Source organism: Polynucleobacter sp. MWH-Braz-FAM2G (assembly GCF_018687635.1).
In the GTDB taxonomy this organism is placed as follows: Bacteria; Pseudomonadota; Gammaproteobacteria; order Burkholderiales; family Burkholderiaceae; genus Polynucleobacter.
In genome coordinates this window covers 1,232,620-1,257,864 of record NZ_CP061300.1, presented here as the reverse complement: position 1 = coordinate 1,257,864, position 25,245 = coordinate 1,232,620, and the positions used below count along the sequence as shown (strand labels likewise).

Below are 25,245 nucleotides of genomic sequence, written 5' to 3'. Positions count from 1 at the left end.
TACAGTAGATGCGAATGAGCTCCATGGCGCTAACTTCAGTGTTAGCGTAGTTGGCCTGGTAGATAAGGCTGGTGATATCCATGCAGCAGGGGAAGGCAACTCTCTAGTGAGCTCGGAGTTGAGTATTAATACGCTATCAAATTCTGATCATTTTGTCGTGGAAAATGATGCACCTAAAGCCTCTTCATTCCAAGATACGACTATTTTGGATCAAGCAGGCAAATCCATCGTTTCCTTGGCTGGTATTACTGTGACAGACTCGGATGCTGAGATTGCAGTTGTTGGTACTGATGGGCATACTAGATTATCTGGTCTGGTTACGGATACAAATGGGCATCATCCAACAGTTGGAGGACAAAGTTTGTATTGGGCGTATGACAGGGATGGTACTGCTTATGCTCAAACAGACAGTAGTGGTATTCATGACGGCACTCATAGTGGCACAGTAGCCTTTAAGGTTGATCCTTCGATTGAAAATGGTGTTGTTAAGTACGCTACCACTATAGTTACCGCTCTAGACCCAGTAGTAGCCAATTTCTCCTCGGGCTCTCAAACCGCTCATGGAAATTATGCAGCGTCAGCCACTCCATTGACTCTTTCGGATGCTGCAAGTGGATTGACAGTAACAGCCGAGGGCTACACTGGTGGCACTCAAACTACAGGCAGCTATACCGACGTTTATAGCCGTGGAACAGAAACATCCGTCAATCCTGATACACAGGGTATTGGTGTGCATAACTCCTTTATTAATCATGATGACCACGATATGTTGGCTATGACATTTAATAAAGACGTTCAATCGGCATCATTTACCTTGGATCACTTGCAAGAAGGCAATCAAGCCCAGTGGACCGCTTATGCCGCCAACGGCACAACGATTGTTGCTACTGGACGTATTGTGGTTTCCGATGATCATTGGACCGAATATGATGGAACTGGTCATGTAATTGCTACTGGTGCACGTAGTGGCAATGGCAGCAACTCTGCGGCTGATATTCACATTACGGTTTCTTCTCCAGATGGAAAATCCTTCCATTCAGTGCAGTTTACAGATCCAAGCTCTAATGAACACAACAACGATGGTTTCCGTGTTGTTCTCAATTCGGCTACTGTAGATAGCCCCTCAACCATTGCTCTTGGCATTACTGCTACTGATGATGGTTATGGTCGAGTCAGTCAGGCATTAAATATTAGTTTCACTGAACCTGCTTCTGGTGGAGAAAATACTGAATATGACCTGAAAACCTGGGGTGACCTCCATCTTGAATCTAGTAGGGATGACCATAATTTTAGTAATCACATTGAGTCCCTTGATACATCTAAGGGTGAGCACCTCAGTTTTGCTCATTTAGATGGCTTAGGTAGTGGCGATTCTATTTACGACACCATATATATTGGAGAAAACTACAAGTCTCACTCTGATATCACTATTGGACATGGCGAGCATCAATACAACGTGGCCACCATCGACAATAACAGAGGTTCTGATGGTAAGTATTCAGATGTAACGGCTCAGGATCTAGTGCACAACCAGAACGTACATGGTGCTGGTTGGGTTGATCAGGTTGAAATCAACTGCTCTAACGCAGGGGTTGCGGTATCTGATGCCACATCTCATGCTGCGCCAGGTGAGGGTAGTTGGGTCTACACAGTCCATAACGGTACCGCTCATCTTGACTCTGATAACCATACATTGAATATCACAGCTGATGCCGGCAAGATTGCCTCAGTGGATATTCAGACTGGCGATGGTCAGATTCATAAGATTGACCATGTGGACAAGATCACTTGGCATAGCTAATCTGTCTGTTACTCTGCTGTAAATTAATAAACCCCGCAAATCATTTGATCTACGGGGTTTATTAACTCTTGCCTCCGATTTTTATGTTTTGAAACTAGAAGTTGAGCTTCATTAGTGCCTCACTTTTTCGTAAACGTAAAACTACCATCCCAGTTATCACCTGGCGGATTGTCTTTGAGATGCTCAATGCGCTCAAGATAGAGTTCATAAAGCACTTCACCAGTGTTGCGATGGTCTCGCATAAGTACTTCTAGCTGTTGCTTGGAGCTTTCCCATTCTTGGTTGCGGTAGGCCGCTAGCGCCTTCTCAAATAGGGCTAGGGCAGCGAGTGTTTCTTGCGCCACTTGTCCTTCAAAGCCTAACGGCTCATAAATAGTAACGGCAATATCTTTGCCTTTGACCTTGACCTTATCGAGTTCACGAGCAATGAGATCTGGCACTTCTTGGCGAGTTTCTGGACCAATGATGATGGCTACACCATATTCTTTAGTAATGCCCTCAAGGCGTGAACCTAAGTTCACCGCATCACCCATCACCGTGTAGGCAAGGCGGATTTCTGATCCCATGTTGCCCACGCTCATGCGACCTGTATTTAGGCCAATACCAACCTTAATTGGGGGCCAATTGCGCTTGGCAAAGTCCTCATTGATTTGATCGATAGCATTAACCATTTCAAAGGCGGAGATCACACCATTTCTGGCATGGTTCTCATCGCGAAGGGGAGCGCCCCAGAAAGCCATAATGCAATCACCCATGTATTTATCAATGGTTCCGCGATTACGATAAATAATGCGTGTAAATGGTGTTAAGAAGGCATTAATAAACTCGGAAAGGGTCTTGGCATCCAACGCTTCAGAGATGGTGGTAAAGCCACGGACATCACTAAAAAGGACAGTCATTGCTCGGCTTTCACCTTCCATGCTGAAGTTGGCGGGGTTCTTTGCCATTTCATCCACGAGATCGGGTGGTACATACTGACCAAACAATCCAGTAATCAAGCGCTTGCTTCTTGACTCAATGAAATAACCAAAACCGATATTCCATAAATAGACTAGAAGTGGAACGCCTAAGACGCTGGCTAAGGGTAAAACGATTCCCTTTTGGTAGCTAAACAAATTAAGGCCAATCATGCCTGCAATGGCTACGCCAGCCAGTATTGAGCTACGTAATGGATTGAGCCATGGAAGAACTAGAGCAAACACAAGGCCCAAGATTGCTACTAAAGCAAAGTTTGCCGTATGTGTCCAAAATGGCGCTTGCTTGATCGTGCCATCCAATATGCCAGCAATCAAATTGGCATGAATCTCAACACCAGGGTAGGCTTTGCCTACAGGGGTGGCTCTCAAATCTAATAAGCCTGGTGCAGTAGTGCCAATGAGTACTATCTTGCTTTCCAGTTTTTCCTTGGGAACTTTTTTATTGAGAACATCACTTGCTGAAATGTATTCAAAACTTTTATAAGGGCCACGATAGGGAATAAAGCTCGTAAGATTTTCATCCACTGGCAAGAGTGCGCCACCGACATCTAGGTATTCCAAAGATCCAAAACCTGGGTTAGCGGGGTCTGCTATGACTCCGCCAAGCGGCAGCCCTCCAAGTAAGGTGCGTGCACTAGCTAGGGAGAGAGATTCATAATATTTGCCGTCATGCAGAATCAACATCGGCATGCGACGAATAATGCCATCAGGATCAATTGAAGGGTTGATGTGACCACCGTCTGCCGCATTGCTTTGTAAGCTTGCTAGGTTGCCTGTATAGCCTTGTCTAACTGTGGGATCCACAAGACCAAGGGGAAGTTCTTCAACCGTTATCGCCGCGGGAGGGAGTGCGCCTTTCTTTTGCTGATCACCAGGAATGAGGAAACTAAACCCCAAAACAGTAGCCCGCTCCTTGAGGCTTTTTGCAAACTGGGAGTCCAGATCTAAAGAGGGTTTAATTTTGGCAAAACGCTCCTGAAAAGCAGCATCACTCTTAAAGTCTTCGCGTGCTAATTTTTCAATGGTTTTAATACCAGAAGACTCATCGCGTTCGGAGAAGATGACGTCAAAGCCCATGAGATTGACGTTATAGTCATCAAACAAGCGATTGGTAAGTAGCGCCAAACGATCTCTAGGCCAAGGCCAGCGACCTTCGCCACCAGCTTCACGCTCTCGTAGGCTTTGTTCATCAATGTCGACAATCACAATGCGAGGGTCAACACCACCTGGCGCAGTTAATCGTAAGCGCACGTCGTAAATGATGCCGTCCAAGCGCTCAACAAAGGGAATTTCTAGCCAATGGCCAGCTTGGCCCACAAAAATCAGGGCAATGAATAGACCCGCCAGGGTGCGAATGGCACGTCCCTTAGTAAATGAGAATTTTTTCAAGAGATTTTGCATAGTGAGGCTTTTCTTAATCTAGGCGGTAAAAACGCTCTTCTGAGGCTCAAAAGCTTCCTAGAATCTTAACATTGATGATTTTGATAATAATTCTGGAGTTAGTCGATAATAAAGTGGTTCAGAAGCCTCGTTAATCAGTCTTACCGAGCCTTTTTGGTCAATCTTAAAGAGTGATAAATGCCATTAATTTGCAAAGCTGATATATCCCCTGGGGTATTTATGGTGGATATACCCGCTGCAAATTTGCACGTCCTCTGCGGCTGTCCGCCGGACTGTGTGAAGCACTTGATTAAGGCTGGCGTTATTCAATCTGTTGAAACAAATGGCGTGGCTCACGAAACAGGGCCAAATGCGATTTTGTTATCGGATTTCATTTTGCAGAACGAGAGCTTTGCCAATATGGCAGAGTTCCCAGTGTTGCAAATGCTCTACCGCCAAGGGATGTTGATACCGAATCACCCCAATAACACGGGTATCAAACCTTTGTTGATTGGAAACGAGCAGCAAATTAACGCACAGCTTAATTACATCTATCGTGGTAACTACGGCTTAATCTCGCCCGAAGAAATGCTTGATGCAGGAGCCAGACCCGAAGATGTGGCAGAGCTAATGCGCATTAAGCTTAAGTTTGCTTTTGGACAAATCAGTGATAGTAAAAAATTCTTAGATACGGTTGTAGTAGAGCAGGGTCGGAAAACCATTCGTAATGGTGTGACGATTGAACGACTCGCCCCGAACATTTTTGAATTTCAATACCAAGGTGAAGCTCTTCAAGTCGATCTCAATCTCAAAGATCATGAAAAGTATCTTGCACCAATTTCCCTAGAGAGTCAGGCGATTGATTTGGCTGACTTTGCAGTGATTCATAGCGGGGAAGGGGATGGCTGGGATATACACCGTACAGCAATGTCTTCGGTGATTCTTTATCAAGGAAAAATTTACTTAATTGATGCAGGCCCTTCAGTCATGAGTGTATTGCGTGCCCTCGGAATTGGCTTGAATGAGATTGCTGGTTTATTTCATACGCATTCTCATGATGATCATTTTGCTGGTTTACCTGACATAATTCGCAGTGATAGACGTCTTAAGTACTACGCTACCCCCTTAGTAAGAGCATCTGTCATGAAAAAGCTTTGCGCATTGATGGCGATCGATCAATCAGAGCTAAATCATTATTTAGATTTTCTGGATTTGGAAACTAATGAATGGAACGACATAGATGGGTTGGAGGTAAGGCCTATCATTTCTCCTCATCCGGTAGAAACAACAATATTTCAATTTAGAACTAGTACCTCATCAGGGTATAAAAGCTATTCTCATTTAGCTGATATTGCCTCCTTTGAATTCATAGACGGGTTGACTGAAGAAAAATCAGATCTCTCCAGTTTTCCGCTGTGTAGAGAAGCAAAAATTGCTTATTTGGAGACAGTCGATGTCAAAAAAATTGATATCGGTGGCGGCTTAATTCATGGGGTTGCGAAAGATTTTAGCGAGGATGAGTCCAGCAAGTTGATACTGGCACATACCTCTTTGCCGCTTACCTCTGACGAGAAGAGGATTGGTGTCAATGTGCCTTTTGCATCAATGGACGTATTAATTCCTGCTCACAAAGATTATGAGCTTGCCTCTGCAAAACAATATCTATTGGAGTTGTATCCAGATATTTCGTTGCATGATCTCCAAAGACTGCTGGATAGTCCTATCGTGCGCCTCAGTCCCGACCACAATCTTTTGCCGAAGGGTGTAGCGCAAGATTTTATTTATCTTGTTTTGCGCGGGTATATTGATCTTAGGGATGAGTATGGCCAAACGAAAATTACCTTCTCAGCTGGAACGGTGGCTGGTGAGTTGGCTACTTTATTAAATGAGCCGGCTTTCTATGATCACATTGCTACATCCTATGTGTATGCACTAAAAATACCCGCAGAGCTTTATCGTGAAATTGCTTCTAAGAACCATTGGTACTCAGACATTGCTGAAACACGAGAGAGGCGTTTATTTCTGTTATCGAATTGGTTGTTTGAAGATGGAATTTCTTATGTGACACTCAATCGCTTGGTTCAGTCTTTACAAAAGGTTGAATTTGCAAAAGCAATTCAGATAAATTTAACAGATCATCATTGGATCTATTTTATTAAGACGGGTGAGGCGGATATTTATCACGGCACTCAGTTGATAAAGTCTGTTGGACCTAGTGATCTATTTGGCGCTGAGACAATCTTTGGTAATCAGGCAAATGTTGAACAAATCATCCCAAAAGAAAATATGGTCTGCTATCGCATTGATTCTTCAGTCTTATCTAGCATTCCAGTCTGTAGATGGAAGTTATTGCAAAGTCTGCGAAGAGCAATTTCCAGTTCTTGAATGTTTAACGGAAATATCAGCACATTCAACAATAGTCTGAGATAATCGTTATGAATATCAACATTATTCATAGGGATTCTCCATTACTTTCACATTAACTCCGTTTTTACGACCCAAGGTCAATAGACTCTATCTATGGGTGGGCTTGCTGTGTTTGATTTTTTCACCACTGATTGGCGCTACCTGTTTGGGAGACGTAAGCGCTAAACAAACTTACTCTGTCTATGTAGTTCCACAGTTTTCTGCAACTGAAATTTATACTGCATGGGCACCTTTTTTGGAAAAGATTGGTTTGGAGACAAAGCAATGTTTTGACTTAATCATTCCAAGTACGATTCCTGAATTTGAAAGGGTTGTGATTACTGGTAAGGCAGACTATGCTTACATGAACCCTTATCATGAAGTGATCGCATATCACGCTAAAAAATACAATCCTATTTTGGCGGATGGTGGCAGGATGCTCTCTGGAATAGTAGTTGTAAAGTCAGACAGCAATATCAAAACATTGGCAGATTTACGTAACGCCACCATTGCATTTCCTGCCCCCAATGCCTTCGGAGCCTCATTGCTGATTCGTGCTTCACTGACAAAGGCGGGGATTCCCTTTCGCGCTGAGTATATTAAGTCCCATTCCAATGTGTATAGGGCGGTGATTTTTGGCGACTATCAAGCAGGTGGCGGTATACAGGCAACCCTCCAACGTGAACGCCCTGAGATAAAAGAGAATTTACGCGTGTTGTATACCACCGGAGCATATAGATCGCATCCTATAGCTGTTAATCCACGGGTTTCAGTAACTGCGGTTGATGCATTTACCAATGCCGTATTGGGCTTGAAGAAAGATCCTGCAGGACGCCACCTGCTAGAAGCGATTCAGATCTCAGATCCAGTTAGAGTGAGCTATCAAAAAGACTATAAAGAGTTAGAGTCCCTAGGGCTTGGTAAGTTTGTGGTGCTAGATGCGAATTGATCGACGTCAAAGCATTGCCAATTCAGCCTTAACTAAGGCGGTCTATACGATTTCAGGCGTGGTACTGTTGATCATGCTGATCTCAAGTGTGTGGACGTACTACAGCATTAATCAAATTCTCACGATTTCCTTAGAGCGTCGAGATATTGCGTTAAGTAAAGGGGTTGGAATAGCGGTAAGCGACTCAATTATTCGGCGTGATTATTCCGAAATGGAATCCAAGCTGCGTCAGGTCATGCTCAATCAAAATATTCTTTCAATATTGGTCGCCGATCCTAGCGGCACTCCGTTGATGTACTTAAAGCGACCAGATATCAACAGCGAGCCCGCAATTATTTTTGATCAGACAGCTATTCAGACTCCCATACCATCGCAAGAAGCCTCTCAAATCATCACAGAAAATGACATACCTTACGTTTGGTCGCCCATTACCGCTGGAGTTCGTATTGGTTGGGTAAGGATGTCCATTTCAACAAATATCTCCGATCGCATTCTAAATACCTTGCGAAGAAATATTGTGTTGAGTGTGGTCGGTTTATTTCTAGCGGTGATTTCCATTCTCATTTACACGATTCGACATTTCTTTAAAGGTATCGAGCAGCATGAAATTGAGTTGATTCAGACTAATAAAACCCTGGAGGAGGTTGCGCAAATTGATGCACTCACCGGATTGCCGAATCGCCTATCCTTAAATCAACGCATATTGGCGGCCATGAATGATTGCGTGGAGGAGGGTGGCATTCTTGCTGTCTGTTTCTTGGATTTGGATGGCTTTAAAGAGGTAAACGATACCTTAGGCCATCACACTGGCGATCTTTTGTTGATTGAAGTAGCAAAGCGCTTACGCGCCATGGTTCGAGAGCAAGATTCTGTTATTCGCCTGGGTGGTGATGAATTTGTATTACTTCTGGGGGCTCAAGTTACTCCCGATAAATCAAAGGTTTCACTGAAGCGAATCATTAAGGCGCTATCAAAAGTGTATTTGCTCAATGGCAATCGGGTAGAGATTTCAGCGAGTTTAGGGGTGACCTTTTACCCCTTTGATAATGGCACACCCGAACAGCTTCTAGAGCATGCTGACCAAGCCATGTACGCTGCTAAAAGAAATGGTAAGAATCAATGGTATTTTTACCAAAGCACTCAAAAAGATTTATTTGAGGAAGTTGCGCCTACAGAGCGCGATTGAAGCCTAGCTCTATTGGTCTTGTTGTTTATTCATTAATTTTGTTGCTCAGTTGCGTCTGATCTCGGCATTAGAAGATTGGCTTCTTCCGCAATTCCTCATTCAGTATGCAATGCTGGCGCCAGTGGGCGAATTCACGCCAAAATAGTTTCCCAATTTTCACTGCTACTACCTCTTTTTTGACTGTGGTCTGTCTTGATCTCAAGATGACATTTCAAACGTAGCTGTAAATCTTGCTGAATCTTGCAATTACGTCAGATCCACCTAGAAACATCACCTCTATCAACTCGATATTTCTTGACCCTTGACTATGTTGCTAAAAAGTTATAAGTCATTGTTTATAAATAATAAAATTTTTAATTTTCAGGCATTTTGTATTCGACTATTCAACTTAAGAATATAACATTAGTTATATATAGATTATCCAAAAAATAGTTATAGTACTTTTCTACTAAATTTTCTGGTAGTTATGTATTAAAAAAAATGTCAAAAAAAGAGAATTTATCTACTACTTAAAACAGTAGGGCACTCACATTCGAAGCGGCACATCCATCAATAGTATTGAGGCATGAAAACAGGTCGCCAATCTAGTTCCCAACCACAAAGACGTGGCGCGCCAAGAATTAATTCGCGTCTGCCGATTGTGATTGGTAACAAAACTGGTATGTCGACAGATATTAGCGCAACGGGTATCGGTTTTGAATTTGATGAGCATCACGAAGTGGGCTCAGTAATTAATTTTTGGGTATCACTTGAAACACCAGGCGGTCCATTGAAATTAAGTTGTGAAGCTGTAGTAGCCAGAGCTGAAAAGAATGGCGAAAAAGTGATGGTAGGCGTCAAGATTTTGAATCAATCCATTGAAGTACTAAAAGATAGTGAATTTTTGAATAAAGAATTGCACGGAGATAAGTAATGAAATTTGCCAATCAATTCCTTGCTAAGGTTAAGCGCTTCGCTAGTGATACTACTGCGAGTATGGTGATGATATTTGGTGCTGCTGCGCCAGTTGTCATTGTGACTGGTGGTGTTGGGTTAGATATGCTCAACGTGCAGATGAAAGAGAATGCAGCGACTGCAACGATGAATTCAATTGGTGCATTTGCTTCTGCACTTAATACTTGTACGGGCAAGACGGGCACTGATCTTCAAACTTGTGCAACAAACTTGCAAAATTCAGTTAATTCGTATTTGACTAGCATTGGACAGAGCGGACAGCTGAGTGTTGGGGTTACTACTGGCTATTGGTGTAACGGTACCACTTACTCTACAACCGCTTGTTCTAGCAATCAAACCAGCGTGCCTGCAGTTCAAGTTCAGGGTACTTTGTCTGTCGATACAAAATTTTTGAGATTATTTGGTGCTGCAACCATTAATAAAGGTATCTTGATGACAATGGTCGATGACAAGATTACCTCTATTGCCGGTGCTGACATTTGTCCAGCTTTTGCTTTGGATGATCGTGTTCTTGTTCATCCCACAGCAGGAAGAGTAACTTGGGACGACAAAACCAATTCTGCTCGTCAATTAACTCAAGTGAGCTTGAGTGATGGTATTGGCAAGTCTCAGTCGCTTAACTCTGAAACTGGAACAATCTCGCTGTCAAATCCCTATTATTTGATTGATACAGGTGGCGGCGGTCGTACAACTTGGGCCTCTAGGGAGACCACATCATCGACATCAACAAGCCCAATCACACCAATCAGCGCGCCTACCGCAACCGATTTTGATTTGGGTGCATCTAAGACATACACTGTAATTAGTTACAACCAGAATTTTTCTGCATCTCCATCTTACTTTGGTAAACAAGTCAATGATTCTAGATACGGCTTAGTGCCAACCTCAGATTCAGGTGCTCCTCAAATGCTCAAAAACCTTAAGATGAAAGAAGGTTCAAATTGCCTAGCTTTGGTGGTGAAGGACCTTGGCAATGGTACTGTGAAAGTGGTTGGAGCACATCCAGTGCATATTGATACGGTCTGTGATGGCAAGCGCACTTATTCAGGTGGTAAATTTACTGCCAAGAAACCAGATGGCGTTACTAATGAGCCTAACTGCACATATGACAACGGCAATACCGACCGAGTTGATATTACGATTAAGTACCATATCGGTGAAGATCGTGTTGCTGATAGCGATTCTTGGAAACCTTCGGATAAGAATAAACACAGAGGTCAATCCAAAGGCAATAGTGACAATGGTTATATGATGGGTATGATTGGTGGATCTAACAGGGTAGAAGAAAAGCATTCATATCAGTAATTCATTTGTTGCAATCAGAAAAGTATGTAAGAAGGGTTTAGTTTGAAGACTAAACCCTTCTTTTATTGCTTTTTTGCATTTGTGTTGTCACTTTTCCTTCAGGGTTGTGATAAAGCTAACCTTCCTGAGTACTGGCTATGCGAGGGCAATTCAGAACAGCTAGTAAGGAGCTCTACAGGTTCAGTAACGGAAGCGTATTCAGGCAGTGGCAAGCTCTTATTAGAGCTTTATAAGGGCACGGTTACACAGTACGTTTCAAAAGCATTCACAGGGGTGTATCAAGAATGTGTCAATACTGAGCAGGTACTCTCCTTTCGCTTAAGGGATTGCTCGGAATTCAAGGCCTCTGATGCGCACTTTTCCGAGGGGCTATTAAATAAGGGCTCTGGAGAACTAATAATGTCAGGTGCACGCAGTCATTTACAAGGCAAAATTCAGGATAAGGGGGTCTTTGAGTGCAAGTTGTTAGGTCACCATATTCCCGCCACCATTTTTGAATAGATTCTTTAGGAAATGCTAGAAACCATTATTAAGCCTAGAGTGATCCTATTTAAAAAGATCATTCCCGTTATTTTGGTTTTGATTATGGTCACCATTGTTGGTGGATGGTTAACTGGATCCTACTCGGGACTCAAGTTTGGCAGCTGGCAAATTGCCGAATGGCTCATTAACTATCAAAGCGGTTTTATCCGAAGGGGGTTAATAGGGCAGCTTCTATATTCCTATGGGGATGGACAAAATCTTCTCTATCTTTTGTATTGGTTTACATTCCTTTGTTACGCGCTGTATTGCACCATTTTTTTGGCTATTTATTTTTTGGCAAAAATAGAGAGTCCCAAAGTTCTTCTGATTGCCTTGTTGATTCCTGGGGGTATTCTACCCATGGGCATGACGATGCAATTTTTTAACCGTAAAGAAATTCTCTTTTTAATTTTGTTTGGTATCTTGTGTTTGCATTACTTGTGGCTTCAAAGAGCAAGTCCTAAATGGCGCACTTTTTGGATTTGCTCAATGTATGCGTTTGCAATCTGCGGTGGCATCTCAATGATGTTAATTCATGAGGGTTATCTCTTTATGGGCTACCCTTTAACCGTGCTTTTGATGTGGCTTGTTTATAGAGAAAACTCGCAAAAATTTCTGATAGCAGCCATGTCGTTTATTTATATTGTTGTTATCCCCATTCTTTTTATTTACTGCGCGCAGCATAAGGGTGATGCCAGTAGTGCGCAGATCATATGGGATTCTTTGAGCTTATCGGATCGAGTTGCTCTTTCAAAAGCTGCTCCTTACACTGCATTTGGGCCAATTGCCTCGTTGGGCTGGGGTATGACACAACATTTACTCACTATATATGGTGTCTATGAAGCGGGTGGCTGGATTTATTGGCTTTTATTTTTTGTTGGTAATTCACTAATTCTGATATACCTAGGGCTTAATTTAGAGGTGGTTATCAAGAATCGCTATGGGATAGTGGCGCCAGTTTGGTATCTACGTATCCTCATGCTGGGCTTTGTGATTTCACTTGCCATGTTTGTGATAGCAGCCGATTGGGGTCGATGGATTGCATTTGTATCGAATGCTTCAATCTTACTTGCCTTTACTCTCACCGCCTCACCATCTGCGCGTAAGCCATTATCAGTAAATATAAGTGCAAATAAATCGGTTTTAAGCAAAGTAGCGTTTGCGCTTACATCATCATATGTATTAGTAGCCATATTGCTTTATGCATTCACTCTGAAGTTGCCAGAGTGTTGCGTAAGCTCTAATTTGATTTGGTTTCCATACGGATTGATTTTTTCAAATTAGCATTTAGTTGACTGGTTGTCGAATAATCAGACCACCCAAATCCTTCGATGAAGTTGATGTATCTTTTGTTAGACAGTTATTTTTGAGAGACAACATGTTCTCTTGATTTAGTTTGGGTGCAAGTTGGATATTGTTTTCATGTTTTGCTTTCAAGCTAATCTCAGTTTCTGGCCCCTGGTTAAATTGATACCAAACTGAGCAATCCTTTTGGCTTTCAAGTGAAAGGGCGATTGGTGGATTTTCTGGGTAAGGGCTTTGGGGGTCCAAGCGCAAATACCAAGGGCGCTTGAAAGTTAGCGTCTGACTCTCTTGATTAATGATCCATTGGTATCCAACCCCATCATCAATTCGCTCAAGTGAGTTTGAATTGACTATCTGCCACTCGGGTGCGGGTGAAACTGGTGTTTTTGCGGGGTTAATTTTGAAGGCTATTAAAGATGGAGTCTCGCTAATTAATTCGTACTTTGCTTTCTTAATATCCTTAATAATCTCTTTTGCCTGATCTTCATAACCGTATTTATGAATCAAAATTGCAGAGAATCCATAAGACTGTAGTTTTGAGATGGCTTCTAATATTGGCAGTTTTGCTAAGTTGACCTGCCAGCGGGCATCATCCCTTCCCTTATTGCTGCCATAGCTAAAGCGCAAATGATTCGAAAATAAATAGGGAGTAAACTGCTCATAGTCGCCCATTCCTTCCTGAGAACCCATCTCCGGAAATGGATGTACGGGGTATTGAAAGACCATGGCTGTGGGTTCTAACTTGGAATTTAGATCCCGCATTAATTCTTTTGTTGGGGCAATATTGTCAAGTGATCTTGCTCCAAGAGCATGTTTAAGCGCAGTGTCTTGGCTTGGAACTTGATCCCATAGGGCAAAAATGACTGCAAAAACTGCGATTAACCCACGATACCGTATATGCGTTTTCTTGCTTAAAACCTCGCAAAGAAAGAATAGGCCAATGATCATGAGGAAAATAGAAAAGCGATTATTGGAGCGGATCAATAAATATCCAAATGCCCCCAAAATGAAATTGAGGCCACCAGTAATGCTGTACGCAAAGATTCCAAGCGATAGCCAAAACCAATGATTAATTTGTGAAAATTTATTTTTAAAAATATAGTAGGTTGATTGAAGCAGGAGGGCGATTAAACCGCATGCTGCTACGCTGCCTATAAATGAAAGTCTGCTCTCAGTAGTGAGATAGTTGGGGAAGCCGCTATAGTAATTTGCGGCAAACGGAAATAAGCCATTTAAGGCCGTTCCCTGATGAGCGGGTGAAAGTAATAAGTCAGGAAGGGTTAAGCTAGCAATTAAAAATGTTCCGATGTCTCTAATCATCGCTGCAGGATTGCGACCTTCTTGCCAGATAAAGAGAAAGTGATTGAAATGTTGCACAAACTCAGTAGCAAAAACGATCACTATTAAAAGTGCGATCTTTTGTGAAGAGCGATCTTTAGAAATAAATCGCGTTATCCAATTAATTCCTAGGATAAAGAGATAAAGAGCGGCATAGTAGACGTTAAAACACCCGCCAATAATAGAGGTCGCAATACACAATCTCCATGCGTTTTTATCGGAAAGCTTTATTTTTTCCGGATAATTTAACCAGACAAAGGTAAAAATCATCAGAGGTACATACCAAATACTGGCAAGACTAATATGGCCAATGCCGCGATAAAAGATAGTTGGCGCAAAAGCATAAATAAGTGCACCAACCATACTCCATATGCGTTGGTAGTTGAAGCTGCGCCCAACAAAATAAAAACAGACACCGCATAGTATTTGCATCAAAAGTAAATACAGGTTGGTGCCCAAAAACAGCCCAAACACCTTAGATAATTGTCCAGGAATCGTAAAGGCAAGATCTTCTCCAGGGAAGTCATTCCAGTTTGCGACAAAAGGCGCATTCAAAAATTGATTGATACTCAGGGTAGGGTGGATGAGTCCGCCATCTCCAAACGATTTAATCCACGCCATCACGTAAGGCATGTCATAAAAAAACCAATTTTGAAAAGGCTCTGAAGCAATATTTTTAAGAGAGCCATAGAGATACCATATTGCTAGCCAAGCAACGGTAATCATCAGAACCAGCAGTCCATAATCTCCAGCGTTCTGATTCAATTGTTTTGAATGAGTTGAGTCTGGATTGCTCGGATTAATATGATTGCTATTTTGGTTAATCATTTGGTGTGCTTCTTGGAAGAAATGATGGCTATAAATAAATGTAAAATTGACTTAACTTTGTCAGTATTCTTGTTGTCTTGTACCGCTACGCCATGATTGAATGTTACATTGACTTCTAAAGCCATTAAACCCACAACTTCTATACCTGCACTTATTTTTGTGGCATGGATAGCGAGCTATGCATTTGTGCTGTTTATGCCTAGCAACAATTTATTTCTTGATCCCGATACTTTGATGCATATTGCGGCGGGTAAGTGGATTCTACAGCACCACCTAGTGCCACAAGTTGACCCATTTTCTTTTAATACTGCCGGTAAGATTTGGATAGACCATGAATGGTTATCGCAATGTTTGATGGCATTGGTGGATCAATGGGGCGGCCTTTTTGGTTTGAGAATCCTAGCAGCCTTTTTGTTTGCATTGACTATTGCCCTAGAGGCGCGTTTTTTGCTTAAACGAGTCCCCGCTATTTATGCCATCTTGCTTTTGGTTTTCTGTGTTGTTTCATTAGCAAACCATATATTGGTAAGGCCACATTTATTCACATGGCCTCTGATAGTAATTTGGTTCTCGGTTTTAACGGATGTGCTGGAAGGCAAGAGAAAGTTGCCGTATTGGCTGTCCTTGCTCATGATTCCGTGGGCTAACCTGCATGGCAGTTTTATCTTGGGCTTGGCCCTTACCCCATTATTTCTGTTGCAGGCTTATTACAATTCACCAAAACAAGAAAGACCCCATTTAATTAAACCCTGGATTCCTTTCTTCCTGCTTACTGCTTTATTCAGTTTCTTTACCCCTCATGGAATTGACGGCCTTAAATTTGGTGCTGATTTATTAAGTTCTGAATATATTGCATGGATCGTAGAGTGGGCTCCTACTTCTGGCGCTCAACTTTTACCAATTTTCTTTTGGATCGTTTTGATTTTGGTTTTGGGTACAAGAGGGGGGCTAGCTCTCTCTGTGGGTCGTCTAGTGTTAATTATTGGACTTTTGTACGAGGCTATACAACACGTGCGTTATGTCTCAATTTTTGGTTTGCTGGCTCCTTTGTTATTGGCAACACCAATAGGAGAGTTTTGTTCCGCCCGCTCTCATGACAAGCCCAGTTCTTTGGGTAATTCGAGTTTTAAGCGATCGGGACAATTTATAGCTTGGAAGCATTGGCTTGGTTGTATAGGGATAATTTTTGCCGTCACATTCTTATCCAGCCGATTTGTTGTTAGCTTAACCCCTGAAATTAGTGCACCCTACAAGGCTTTAAATGCTGCTAGAGAAAATGGAATTAAGGGCAAAGTCCTTAATTTTTATAATTTTGGCGGGTTTTTGATTTCTCAGGGGGTGCCAGTCTTTATAGATGGCCGAGCTGACTTGTATGGAAATAAAGTGGTTAATGATTATTTTGAATGGATACATTCATCTGATGTAGATTTCTTATCCAGAAAGTTCGTAGATGAGGGTATCAGTTGGACGATCTTCCCGCCTAACCAAAAAATTGTTCTTTATCTAGACACTCAAAAAGATTGGAAGAGGGTATATGAGGATAAAGTTGCAGTTGTTCATCGCAAAGTAGAGGGCAATCGCGACTAATTAGTTGTATATTTGCAACTAATTTTCTGACAAATTTCTCTTTCAAATTAGCTCTAAATGCATTGGATTTGGCTTGGGTGTGGGGTATGTTCTGTAGATGATGAGTCTGTGTAAATAATAAAATCAATAAAAACAATGGCTTATAATTTATTCTACTAAATGATATGCCTTAATCGACGATTGATGAGGTTGATGTGGAAATTAAGGGCGCTTGAGACTCAAAAAATATAGTAGTTGGAGTAGTACTAAAGTCCCAAATATATCTAGTATTTATATATTATTAAGATTAGTTGTAAGGTGTGATTACTAATATTAGTAAGATAAATTACAGTGAGTTAACCTTGCGACGTTGCAAGTTTTAAATTTTTACCAAATTAAAAGGAAATTTCATGTTATCTCTTTACGTTAAGGCTTCAAACTTCCTGTCACGCTTAGCCAAGCGTGAAGATGGCGTAACAGCAATTGAGTACGCTCTTATCGCTGGCGCAGTTGTTGTTGCAATTTATCTGTTGGTACAAAAGATTGGTACAAGCACTAGCGCAACATTTAGCTCTATCAACGCAGCCGTTTAAGCCTGAATGCTGTCGCCATGGGGCTACTTAAGCTTAGTTAGCTTATTAGTAGTGGCTTCATGGTTCGATATACGATCTAGAAGAATACCCAACCAGTTAATTTTGCTGGGGATTCTTTTGGGGGTAATGCAAAATGCCCTGGGCGGTTCCCCGGGGCGTTTTTCATTTGGTTTTTACGGGTTTTTGATTGGATTCGGCTTAATGCTTCTTCCTTACATTTTTGGCTGGTTGGGCGCTGGGGATGTGAAGTTGTTTGCCGTAGTCGGCTTATTTTTAGGCCCAGACAATATCCTCGATGCCGCTGTTTATACGGCAATCTGCGGTGGTGTCTTGGCAATGCTTTATATTGTTATTACAAAAGTATCAAAAATTAGAGGTATTTCTTCTAATGATCCTGCGAATAAACCCACATTACCGTATGGAGTTGCTATTTTTGGTGGGACCTTAATGGCTTTATTTTTCTCTGCTGGCGAAATTTGAAATGAATAAGAATCCGATGCTCTTGGCATTAGTTGGTGCTGCAATAGTAGGTATTATTGCCGTGATTACAGCTGCGATATGGCTAAGTAGTAAGACCGAAGAAAAGCAGGTGATTACGATTGTCCAGTCTGCTGTTGATATTGAGGCTGGAACAAAGTTGGCTCCAGAGCAGCTAACAGCGATCGCCTTGCCTCCAGGCTCTCCAATTCCTCAAGGCGCAATCTTCAATGCCGGCACCGTAGTTAATCGCTTGACCAAAGTAAGAATCGTCAAGGGCGAAAATATTCTTGAAAATATGTTAGTGCCAATTACCAGCAGTGAAGATTTATCAAACGACATTCCGCTTGGAAAAAGGGCTTTTACCATTGGGATTAATGAAATTTCTGGTGTAGGTGGTTTTGCTTCTCCAGGCAACTATGTCGACGTAATTGTTAGTGTTAAAGATGGGGCGGCGTTGCCGATATCCAAGACTGTGGTTGAGAACGTGAGAGTTATGGCGGTTGCTCAATCTAGATCCATAACAGATTTGTCTCCCAAAGTTGGAACTACCGTAACCTTGGAGGTTACTCCTGAGCAGGCCCAAAAGCTGGATGTTGCTCGCTCCTTAGGAACACTGTCTTTAACTTTACGCAATCGGGCAGACAAGACTAGTTATGCTGGTGCAGCTGCTAGCAAAAATGATTTAGCGCTCACGCCTAATGTTTATAACGATAGTGCCTCAATTGAAATTATCAGGGGCAATATTGCTCCAGGTTCAAGTGCGGACACTAGCGTTATGGGTGGAGCAGCGTCAGCTATTGGTGGATTAATTAATCGATAATATGAATATGAACTTAACCACGTTGAATCGTTCGCTAAAGCATCTCAAGGAAACTGGTGTCGCTTATTTAACTGTCTGTTTTCTGGGAATGCAACTCGTTGCTTTTCCATTGGCGGCTCAGGAAGTTGGCTCTGCAACCAAAGAAGTTATTACTGCTTCAGGGGCACCTTCGGGCCCATCTTCACGCGATGCTCTGAGCCTGGCTGTTGGCAAGTCCAAAGCCTATAAATTTAAGAACCCAGTAGCGCGAATCTCGGTTGGTAACCCTGCAGTTGCTGATGTCATGTTGGTTAATCCACGTGAAGTATATTTTTTGGGTAAGAAAACTGGTTCAACTAACGTAACTTTGTGGCATACCAATAACCAAACTACTAACTTGGATTTATTTGTTGGTGGCGATACGGACTACATCATCGATTTAATTTCCGGTCTATTGCCAAATGCAAAAAATATTAAGGCAACTGCCGCGGGCGAATCAATTGTTCTGAGCGGAAGAGTTGCCGATGCCGAAACAGTTCAAAAGGCAATGAGCCTAACTGAACATGCGACGGGCAAGAAAGTACTGAACATGCTTTCTACTAACGATTTAGAGCAAGTGCTTCTTGAGGTAAAGGTTGCTGAGATCGATCGCTCAATTGCTGATGCTTTAGGTATTCAGGCGCAAGGGACCAATTTCTCTTTTAATCCTCTTGGCGCGGCTGCATTAGGTTTTAGTGCGACTGCCTCAGCTGCTGTTGGTGCTGGATCTGGTTTTACTCAGACATGGTTTCAAGCGAACATGCAGTCTGGTTTGGTCAAGATTTTGGCTGAGCCAAACATCATGGCTATTAGTGGGCAACAAGGTGAATTTTTATCAGGCGGTACCGTTTACTTACCTGTTCCGCAAACTGGTTCAGCTGGCGGTACTGTTATTACCCTTCAAGCCGTCCCATATGGTGTGGGTGTGAAGTTCACTCCAACTGTTCTTGCTGATGGCAAGATTAATTTAAAAGTAGCTCCTCAGGTTTCTCAAGTTAGCTCAACTGGCGTTACCGTTACTGCTGGTGGTCAAACTCAGGTAATTCCGCAAATTCTCAGCAGAAGCGCCTCAACTACAGTCCAGCTTTATGACGGACAGAGCTTTGCTATTGGCGGGTTAATTTCTAATAATGTGAATGAAGTGATTAGCGCATTTCCATGGCTTGCCTCTTTGCCAGTTATTGGTGCTTTATTCAGAAGTAGTTCATTTCAAAGCAACCGCAGTGAGTTAATGATTTTGGTAACACCACGTATTGTGAAGCCAATGTCAGGCAAGCCTGTATTGCCAACCGACTCTTATGTTCAACCATCTCAAGCTGAGTTCTTCTTGGGTGGAAAATTAGAGGGTGCAAAACCTGTTGAGACTCAACCTCCAACTTCTATTACTCCAAGCGTAGGTTCATCTGATGGCAAATAACACTCTGCTTATGTCGCTTTCTGCACGTCTATCTGTTGCGGCCATTTCTGCAATCTTGTTAACAGCATGTCAAACTGATTGGCAAGATCCTGCTGAAGGTGCGGCTGTTAAAGGTGCAATTCGTGCACAGTCCGTCTATCCTGATGGCCGTCCTGATGTACCAACCTATGGCGGTGGTAGAGATGGTGTAACAGCTCGCAGTTCTATCGAAGCTTATCAGCGTTCATTTTTATTGCCAACAGGTGGGGTAGGTGGAGCGGCTGCTCCCAGCACTCCTTCTCCTGCTCCTACGCCTACTCAGTAAGTAATTTGAATAGTCATCGATTATTCTAGAAAATTAATAAAAAATGAAAATAGTAATAATTTCGAATACGGAAGATGAGGCCCTGATACTTCAAAAGGTGATCTCATCTTTTTATGGCTCCGATCAACTTCAGCATTTAGCCCGCATTGATGATGCCCTTCATTTAGATCGAATCGACCTTCCGTCTACTGACATCATCATCGTAGATTCTGATGAAGTTCATGATGCTGATGTGCGTGCTATTTCTGCAGTTGCGCATGGTGATGCTCCTCATCCACCCTCATTCATTTATTTAGCATCAACAACTAGTCATGAAGAATTATTGCGCCTAATTAGAGGCGGCGTTTCCGATGTTTTGCATCGCCCCATTCAACCAGCAGAAATTCGTGATGCAATTGATCGTATTCGCTCAAAGCGATTGCATATTGGCAGAACCTCAAAATGCAAGGTGCTTTCATTTGTTTCTGGGAAGGGTGGCGCTGGCGCTACTTTTTTGGCTACAAATCTTGGGTATTTACTTGCAACAGAAGCAAGTAAAAAAGTTTTATATATCGACTTGCACATGCAGGGTGGTGATGCCTCTTTCTATTTAACTAATACAGTTGCTACTACCACCATTGCAGATATTGTGAAAAGTGCTGAACTCGATTCGATGATGATTGCAGCTGCGACCATTCCAATTGAGACTAACTATTCATTATTACCATCTCCTGATAGTCCTGAAAAAGCAGCAGGTTTGACTGCCAGCAATATTGATAATTTAATCAGTGTAGCTATGCAGGATTACGACTTTATTATTATTGATTTGCCGCATATATTGGATGCGTTAACTATTAAAGCATTAGATCGCTCCGATCTTATTTTTGTAGTGACACAGCCTATCATGACTTACTTACGTGCTGTTGCTCATATGTTGCATCTATTTACTCGTCTCGAGTATGACCCAAGCAAAGTACGCATGGTTTTAAATCGCATGGATAAAGTGGGGATGTTGTCTGTTGCACGGGTTGAAGACTCAATTCAGAAAAACATTAGCTTGACTGTCCCAAATGATTTTATGAACGCAGTAGAGGCAGTCAATATTGGTGTTTCTATCATCAAGAATTCTCCAAAGAGTCCAATTTCCACGGCGTTGCGAGGAATTCTGGGCGAGTTAGTTGGCGAGGCTGTTGAGGAGCCGCAACAAAAGACATTTTTCCAAAAAATTCTTGGTCAGTAAAAGGTAGAACGCCATGTCACTCAGAGAGGTTTATACAGAAGGTGCGCTTGCATCGGTAGAGTACAAGGCTGATAAAAATACAAAAAAAGCTGCTGCTGAGGCTATTAGCGTTAAAAGTTTTGTTCATGGCAAATTGCTGGAGCAAATGGATTTAGCTTTGCTAGAAAAGCTCTCTGGGAATGAGCTAAAGTCCCATCTCAAATTGGGCGTTGAAAAAATCGTTCGCGAAGATAACATGCTAATCAATGAATACGATTTAGCACGTTTGGTTTCAGACATTCAGAATGAAGTGATTGGCTTGGGTCCTCTAGAGCCTTTGATGGCAGACCCAACCGTCTCTGATATTTTGATCAACAATGCTAGGAGCGTTTACGTAGAAAGACGTGGACGGCTTGAAAGAACAAATACCGTTTTCGATAACGATGATCACTTATTAAAGATTATTGAAAAGATTGTTACTCGCGTTGGTCGGCGTATTGATGAATCCAGCCCTTTAGTAGATGCGCGTTTGCCGGATGGCTCCCGCGTGAATGCCATTATTCCGCCTTTGGCCTTAGATGGTCCCTCCATGTCGATTCGTCGATTCTCAGAAATTCCATTCGGAATGGCTGATTTAATTAGAAACGGGTCATTAACTGAGCAAATGGCTTTGTTTTTGGCTGGCATAGTAAAGGCTAAGACTAATCTAATTATTTCAGGTGGTACGGGTAGCGGAAAAACAACCCTGCTAAACATATTGTCTGGTTATATACCTGATCACGAACGCATCATTACGATTGAAGATGCTGCGGAATTGCGTTTACAGCAACCTCATGTGGTCCGCTTAGAAACCCGTCCAGCCAACATTGAGGGTAAGGGTGAAATCGATCAGCGTCTGTTAGTGAAGAATAGTCTGCGGATGCGACCTGACCGCGTTGTGATCGGTGAGATTCGTGGTATTGAGGTGCTTGATATGCTCCAGGCCATGAACACTGGTCATGAAGGCTCGATGAGTACTTGCCACGCCAATACAGCACGCGATGCGTTAGTGCGTTTGGAAAATATGGTGGGCATGGCTGGTTTACAGGTCGTTCAAAAATCTCTTAGACAGCAAATTGCTTCTGCTATTTCTATTGTGGTACAGGCGTCGCGGCTTAGTGATGGTAAGCGCAAAATTATGAGCATTAGCGAGGTAATTGGCATGGAAGGTGATGTCATTACTATGCAGGATATTTTTACTTTCAAGCAAACTGGCGTTGGTATGGATGGTGCCGTGGTAGGCAAGATGGCTCCAACTGGTATCAGGCCGCGTATTGCCGATAAGTTGAGTGCCCATGGCGTTAATTTGCCAGATAAAATTTTCGAGCCTTGATTTGAAGCTATGGATTATTTGATATACATTGCCTTCGGTCTGGGCGCGGTAGTTTTTTCCATATTGGGTTGGCTGGGAGTGAGATGGTGGATTATTAACCATGGCCCACGCAGCAATCTATTGAAGGAACGGATACAGATTCTCTCTGAAAAGAATCAAGTCGTGATTACGACCGATCCAATTTTCAAAGAAACACTATTTAGTGAAAACCCAGTAATTCATGACATATTGGATCGCTTTAAGTTAAGTCATGCCTTAAACGATCTCATTTTGAAGGCTGGTAGTGAGTTTTCAGTCCACGAGTTTCTGATGTGGAAGATAGGCATTATTGCCGTCTCATTTGTTGGTCTCTGGATGCTCTTGGGATCTGCGGTTTCTGCATTTTGGGGTTCTTTGTTATTTGGTGTTGCACCGATTGTTTGGTTGATGTCAGAAAACCGCAAACGCAAAATTATTTTAGAAAAACAATTACCAGATTTGCTTGAGTTTATGTCGCGCTCGCTGAGTGCTGGCCACTCCTTTAATAGCTCATTGCAAAATGCTGCTGCGCAATCTCCAGAGCCGATCTCATCTGAATTTAAGATTTGTTTTGACCAACTAAACGTGGGTATGCCTATTAGAGACGTGATGGCTGGCCTAGTAAAGCGGATTGATACTTCGGATATTCGCTTCTTTGCAATTGCAGTAGTACTTAATCGCGAGGTGGGTGGTAATCTGGCTGAATTACTCTCCGACGTAGCCGCATTGATTCGTGGTCGCTTAACAACACGACTGATGATTAATACTTTGACGGCAGAAGGGCGCTCAACTGCAAAGTTTTTGGGTGTGTTGCCGATAGTTGCGGTAATCCTTTTAAAGCTTATTGACCCGCATTATTTTGATCCCATCTTAAAGAGCGATAGTGGCGTTCGACTGTTTGCCTTCACAGCCGTGTGGGCAATCGTGGGAATGATTTGGATGCGAAAAATTTCTAATATCCGTTTATAAAGATTGCAAAAATGACGATTTTTTTTCAATCCTTGGCTCTGTTAGCAATTTTCATTTTTGCTTTCATGCTCACTTTCATTTTGATTACTTTTTTTACAAATCAAAAGAAGGTCAAAACTAGGCTTTCAAAAGTGCAAGTTAATGCCAGTGAAAAAAGGAAAAGAGAGCACCCTTTTGTCATCATGTTTCATCAGTTGCTTGAAAGACTGAATGAGTTTTCTTCACCAACTAAACAGCACGAGCAAGAGGGATACAAAAAGAAATTTGTTTCCGCCGGAATTAAAAATCCTTTATGGACAACCCGATTCTTTGGCCTAAAAACTTTTTTCACATTCATTGTGCCAATTTTGTATGTATTGTTTGCTGCGCTCTTTATGAAGGATGTGTCTGGATCAGACATGTTAATTGTGGCTCTTACTCTAGCTGCAGCAGGTTATTATTTGCCAAATGCCTACTTAAACTCAAAAGTTAAAAACAGAAAACAAGAAATTTTTGATTCTTTCCCTGATCTGTTGGATTTAATTCGGGTTTGCGTATCTGCGGGCATGGGTTTAGATGCCGCAATGCATCGCGTCAGTAATGAGATTAAGGTTTCTAGCCAAGCTACTGCTGAAGAATTAAGTCAACTTAACTTGGAGTTGAGGGCAGGCGCTACCCGCTCTTCAGCGCTTCAGAATTTTGCGATTCGGTGTGATTTGGATGAGGTCAAGGCCTTTGTTGCCATGATTATTCAGGCTGAACGACATGGTACTAGTGTGAGCCAAGCGCTTGTTATTTTTTCAGAGGATTTACGAGCCAAACGGAAGCTTTACGCACAAGAGGTTGCTGCAAAAATCCCGGTAAAACTATCCTTGCCAATTATGGCTTGTATTTTTCCAGCAATATTTGTAGTCATGTTGGCACCGCCCCTCAGCTCAGTCGCATCTATAATGAAATAATGTTGACGCTCGTTTCTCGCCTTAAAAAAAATATTGCATCGAATAAATATGCTCTGATAATTTGTGAGAAGGCAACTATTGCCATTGAAACGGCCTTATTGCTCCCAGTATTACTTTTAATGGTTTTTGGTGGGATTCAGATGACTGGCATGTATTACGACTACATGTTGATCAGTAGTGCGGCAACTGAGGCTGCTAGACAGGGGATGTTAAGCTCAACCACATCTACCATGACTGCATACACAATGGGGACTATTGTTAATAGTTATCTAACTAACTCTCCGCTAATTACTTTCGGTGGTACAGCAAGCAATCTTTGGACCGCAAGGGTATATGTTTGCAAAGCCACCATTACAAATAATGTGTTTTCTACTACTGCGGATACCTCTGCGGCTTGTACAACAGGGGAGGATGCAAAATTAACCGCTTCAACTACGGTAAAGTGCCCCTTAAATGATGCAAATCGTGCCACCAACTATCCCAATGGTGCCTTGCTGAAGGTAAACGTGTCTTATCAATTTGTGGGCTTCTGGAAAAACATCCCAGGATCCACTAATAATCTTTCTTACACCGCACAAATGATGTGTGAGTAGAGTCTTAG

The 25,245-nt window shown here is 42.3% G+C and carries 21 protein-coding genes; 19 read left to right on the top strand and 2 right to left on the bottom strand.

Annotation, left to right across the window (positions count from 1 at the left end; translation table 11 throughout):
- The coding region (locus FD973_RS06535; RefSeq protein WP_215322532.1) for a hypothetical protein at positions 1 to 1,801 on the top strand (1,801 nt) is incomplete at its 5' end.
- A gap of 119 nt (positions 1,802 to 1,920) precedes the next feature.
- On the opposite strand, the gene FD973_RS06530 is transcribed toward FD973_RS06535, so the two are convergent.
- Positions 1,921 to 4,179 (bottom strand): CHASE2 domain-containing protein, encoded by a 2,259-nt coding sequence (locus FD973_RS06530; RefSeq protein ID WP_215322531.1) that lies wholly within the window; start codon positions 4,177 to 4,179, stop codon positions 1,921 to 1,923.
- Positions 4,180 to 4,356: 177 nt separating this feature from the next.
- Here FD973_RS06530 and FD973_RS06525 point away from each other — a divergent pair, with 177 nt between their 5' ends.
- The 7 genes from FD973_RS06525 (at position 4,357) to FD973_RS06495 (ending at position 12,764) form a co-directional block, all read left to right on the top strand.
- Positions 4,357 to 6,543 carry an MBL fold metallo-hydrolase gene (locus FD973_RS06525; protein WP_215322530.1) on the top strand — a complete coding sequence of 729 codons (2,187 nt, stop codon included), beginning with the start codon at positions 4,357 to 4,359 and terminating at the stop codon, positions 6,541 to 6,543.
- 154 nt (positions 6,544 to 6,697) lie between these two features.
- Entirely contained in the window at positions 6,698 to 7,513 is an 816-nt protein-coding gene (locus tag FD973_RS06520; RefSeq protein ID WP_215322529.1) for a phosphate/phosphite/phosphonate ABC transporter substrate-binding protein, read from the top strand.
- The gene (locus tag FD973_RS06515; protein ID WP_215322528.1) at positions 7,503 to 8,699 is read left to right on the top strand and encodes a GGDEF domain-containing protein; all 1,197 of its coding nucleotides are present in this window, start codon (positions 7,503 to 7,505) and stop codon (positions 8,697 to 8,699) included. The genes FD973_RS06520 and FD973_RS06515 overlap by 11 nt, the downstream gene beginning before the upstream one ends.
- Positions 8,700 to 9,264: 565 nt before the next feature.
- Positions 9,265 to 9,612 (top strand): PilZ domain-containing protein, encoded by a 348-nt coding sequence (locus tag FD973_RS06510; protein WP_215322527.1) that lies wholly within the window; start codon positions 9,265 to 9,267, stop codon positions 9,610 to 9,612.
- The gene (locus FD973_RS06505; protein WP_215322526.1) at positions 9,612 to 10,958 is read left to right on the top strand and encodes a TadG family pilus assembly protein; all 1,347 of its coding nucleotides are present in this window, start codon (positions 9,612 to 9,614) and stop codon (positions 10,956 to 10,958) included. Before FD973_RS06510 ends, FD973_RS06505 begins: the two co-directional genes overlap by 1 nt.
- A gap of 42 nt (positions 10,959 to 11,000) precedes the next feature.
- Positions 11,001 to 11,459 carry a hypothetical protein gene (locus tag FD973_RS06500; RefSeq protein WP_215322525.1) on the top strand — a complete coding sequence of 153 codons (459 nt, stop codon included), beginning with the start codon at positions 11,001 to 11,003 and terminating at the stop codon, positions 11,457 to 11,459.
- 12 nt (positions 11,460 to 11,471) lie between these two features.
- Complete coding sequence (locus tag FD973_RS06495) at positions 11,472 to 12,764, top strand: hypothetical protein (RefSeq protein WP_215322524.1); 1,293 nt, start codon at positions 11,472 to 11,474, stop codon at positions 12,762 to 12,764.
- Between the two features lie 3 nt (positions 12,765 to 12,767).
- On the opposite strand, the gene FD973_RS06490 is transcribed toward FD973_RS06495, so the two are convergent.
- On the bottom strand, positions 12,768 to 14,951 hold the full coding sequence (locus tag FD973_RS06490; RefSeq protein ID WP_215322523.1) for a hypothetical protein: 2,184 nt from the start codon (positions 14,949 to 14,951) through the stop codon (positions 12,768 to 12,770).
- A gap of 108 nt (positions 14,952 to 15,059) precedes the next feature.
- Between FD973_RS06490 and FD973_RS06485 the strand changes: the two genes are divergently transcribed.
- The 11 genes from FD973_RS06485 to FD973_RS06435 all read left to right on the top strand — a co-directional run bounded on the left by FD973_RS06485 (position 15,060) and on the right by FD973_RS06435 (position 25,237).
- Positions 15,060 to 16,538, top strand: a complete 1,479-nt coding sequence (locus FD973_RS06485) for a hypothetical protein (RefSeq protein ID WP_215322522.1) — start codon at positions 15,060 to 15,062, stop codon at positions 16,536 to 16,538.
- Between the two features lie 389 nt (positions 16,539 to 16,927).
- Positions 16,928 to 17,110: a Flp family type IVb pilin gene (locus FD973_RS06480; protein WP_215322521.1), complete on the top strand. Its 183-nt coding sequence runs from the start codon at positions 16,928 to 16,930 to the stop codon at positions 17,108 to 17,110.
- A gap of 6 nt (positions 17,111 to 17,116) precedes the next feature.
- Positions 17,117 to 17,590 carry a prepilin peptidase gene (locus FD973_RS06475; protein WP_251368733.1) on the top strand — a complete coding sequence of 158 codons (474 nt, stop codon included), beginning with the start codon at positions 17,117 to 17,119 and terminating at the stop codon, positions 17,588 to 17,590.
- Position 17,591: 1 nt separating this feature from the next.
- The gene (gene cpaB / locus FD973_RS06470) at positions 17,592 to 18,410 is read left to right on the top strand and encodes a Flp pilus assembly protein CpaB (RefSeq protein WP_215322519.1); all 819 of its coding nucleotides are present in this window, start codon (positions 17,592 to 17,594) and stop codon (positions 18,408 to 18,410) included.
- Between the two features lie 7 nt (positions 18,411 to 18,417).
- The gene (locus FD973_RS06465) at positions 18,418 to 19,845 is read left to right on the top strand and encodes a type II and III secretion system protein family protein (RefSeq protein ID WP_215322518.1); all 1,428 of its coding nucleotides are present in this window, start codon (positions 18,418 to 18,420) and stop codon (positions 19,843 to 19,845) included.
- Positions 19,835 to 20,149: a hypothetical protein gene (locus FD973_RS06460; RefSeq protein WP_215322517.1), complete on the top strand. Its 315-nt coding sequence runs from the start codon at positions 19,835 to 19,837 to the stop codon at positions 20,147 to 20,149. Before FD973_RS06465 ends, FD973_RS06460 begins: the two co-directional genes overlap by 11 nt.
- A gap of 43 nt (positions 20,150 to 20,192) precedes the next feature.
- The gene (locus FD973_RS06455) at positions 20,193 to 21,368 is read left to right on the top strand and encodes an AAA family ATPase (protein WP_215322516.1); all 1,176 of its coding nucleotides are present in this window, start codon (positions 20,193 to 20,195) and stop codon (positions 21,366 to 21,368) included.
- A gap of 13 nt (positions 21,369 to 21,381) precedes the next feature.
- Positions 21,382 to 22,719, top strand: a complete 1,338-nt coding sequence (locus tag FD973_RS06450; RefSeq protein ID WP_215322515.1) for a CpaF family protein — start codon at positions 21,382 to 21,384, stop codon at positions 22,717 to 22,719.
- Positions 22,720 to 22,728: 9 nt separating this feature from the next.
- Entirely contained in the window at positions 22,729 to 23,706 is a 978-nt protein-coding gene (locus FD973_RS06445) for a type II secretion system F family protein (protein WP_215322514.1), read from the top strand.
- A gap of 11 nt (positions 23,707 to 23,717) precedes the next feature.
- On the top strand, positions 23,718 to 24,644 hold the full coding sequence (locus tag FD973_RS06440) for a type II secretion system F family protein (RefSeq protein WP_215322513.1): 927 nt from the start codon (positions 23,718 to 23,720) through the stop codon (positions 24,642 to 24,644).
- Entirely contained in the window at positions 24,644 to 25,237 is a 594-nt protein-coding gene (locus tag FD973_RS06435) for a TadE/TadG family type IV pilus assembly protein (RefSeq protein WP_215322512.1), read from the top strand. The genes FD973_RS06440 and FD973_RS06435 overlap by 1 nt, the downstream gene beginning before the upstream one ends.
- Positions 25,238 to 25,245: the final 8 nt, after the last annotated feature.

What these genes read in the sequence shown, in the direction of transcription:
- FD973_RS06530 (WP_215322531.1), bottom strand. Translation starts at nt 4,179, where the DNA reads ATGCAAAATCTCTTGAAAAAATTCTCATTTACTAAGGGACGTGCCATT.
- FD973_RS06525 (WP_215322530.1), top strand. Translation starts at nt 4,357, where the DNA reads ATGCCATTAATTTGCAAAGCTGATATATCCCCTGGGGTATTTATGGTG.
- FD973_RS06515 (WP_215322528.1), top strand. Translation starts at nt 7,503, where the DNA reads ATGCGAATTGATCGACGTCAAAGCATTGCCAATTCAGCCTTAACTAAG.
- FD973_RS06510 (WP_215322527.1), top strand. Translation starts at nt 9,265, where the DNA reads ATGAAAACAGGTCGCCAATCTAGTTCCCAACCACAAAGACGTGGCGCG.
- FD973_RS06505 (WP_215322526.1), top strand. Translation starts at nt 9,612, where the DNA reads ATGAAATTTGCCAATCAATTCCTTGCTAAGGTTAAGCGCTTCGCTAGT.
- FD973_RS06495 (WP_215322524.1), top strand. Translation starts at nt 11,472, where the DNA reads ATGCTAGAAACCATTATTAAGCCTAGAGTGATCCTATTTAAAAAGATC.
- FD973_RS06490 (WP_215322523.1), bottom strand. Translation starts at nt 14,951, where the DNA reads ATGATTAACCAAAATAGCAATCATATTAATCCGAGCAATCCAGACTCA.
- FD973_RS06480 (WP_215322521.1), top strand. Translation starts at nt 16,928, where the DNA reads ATGTTATCTCTTTACGTTAAGGCTTCAAACTTCCTGTCACGCTTAGCC.
- FD973_RS06475 (WP_251368733.1), top strand. Translation starts at nt 17,117, where the DNA reads ATGCTGTCGCCATGGGGCTACTTAAGCTTAGTTAGCTTATTAGTAGTG.
- cpaB (WP_215322519.1), top strand. Translation starts at nt 17,592, where the DNA reads ATGAATAAGAATCCGATGCTCTTGGCATTAGTTGGTGCTGCAATAGTA.
- FD973_RS06465 (WP_215322518.1), top strand. Translation starts at nt 18,418, where the DNA reads ATGAACTTAACCACGTTGAATCGTTCGCTAAAGCATCTCAAGGAAACT.
- FD973_RS06460 (WP_215322517.1), top strand. Translation starts at nt 19,835, where the DNA reads ATGGCAAATAACACTCTGCTTATGTCGCTTTCTGCACGTCTATCTGTT.
- FD973_RS06455 (WP_215322516.1), top strand. Translation starts at nt 20,193, where the DNA reads ATGAAAATAGTAATAATTTCGAATACGGAAGATGAGGCCCTGATACTT.
- FD973_RS06450 (WP_215322515.1), top strand. Translation starts at nt 21,382, where the DNA reads ATGTCACTCAGAGAGGTTTATACAGAAGGTGCGCTTGCATCGGTAGAG.
- FD973_RS06445 (WP_215322514.1), top strand. Translation starts at nt 22,729, where the DNA reads ATGGATTATTTGATATACATTGCCTTCGGTCTGGGCGCGGTAGTTTTT.
- FD973_RS06440 (WP_215322513.1), top strand. Translation starts at nt 23,718, where the DNA reads ATGACGATTTTTTTTCAATCCTTGGCTCTGTTAGCAATTTTCATTTTT.
- FD973_RS06435 (WP_215322512.1), top strand. Translation starts at nt 24,644, where the DNA reads ATGTTGACGCTCGTTTCTCGCCTTAAAAAAAATATTGCATCGAATAAA.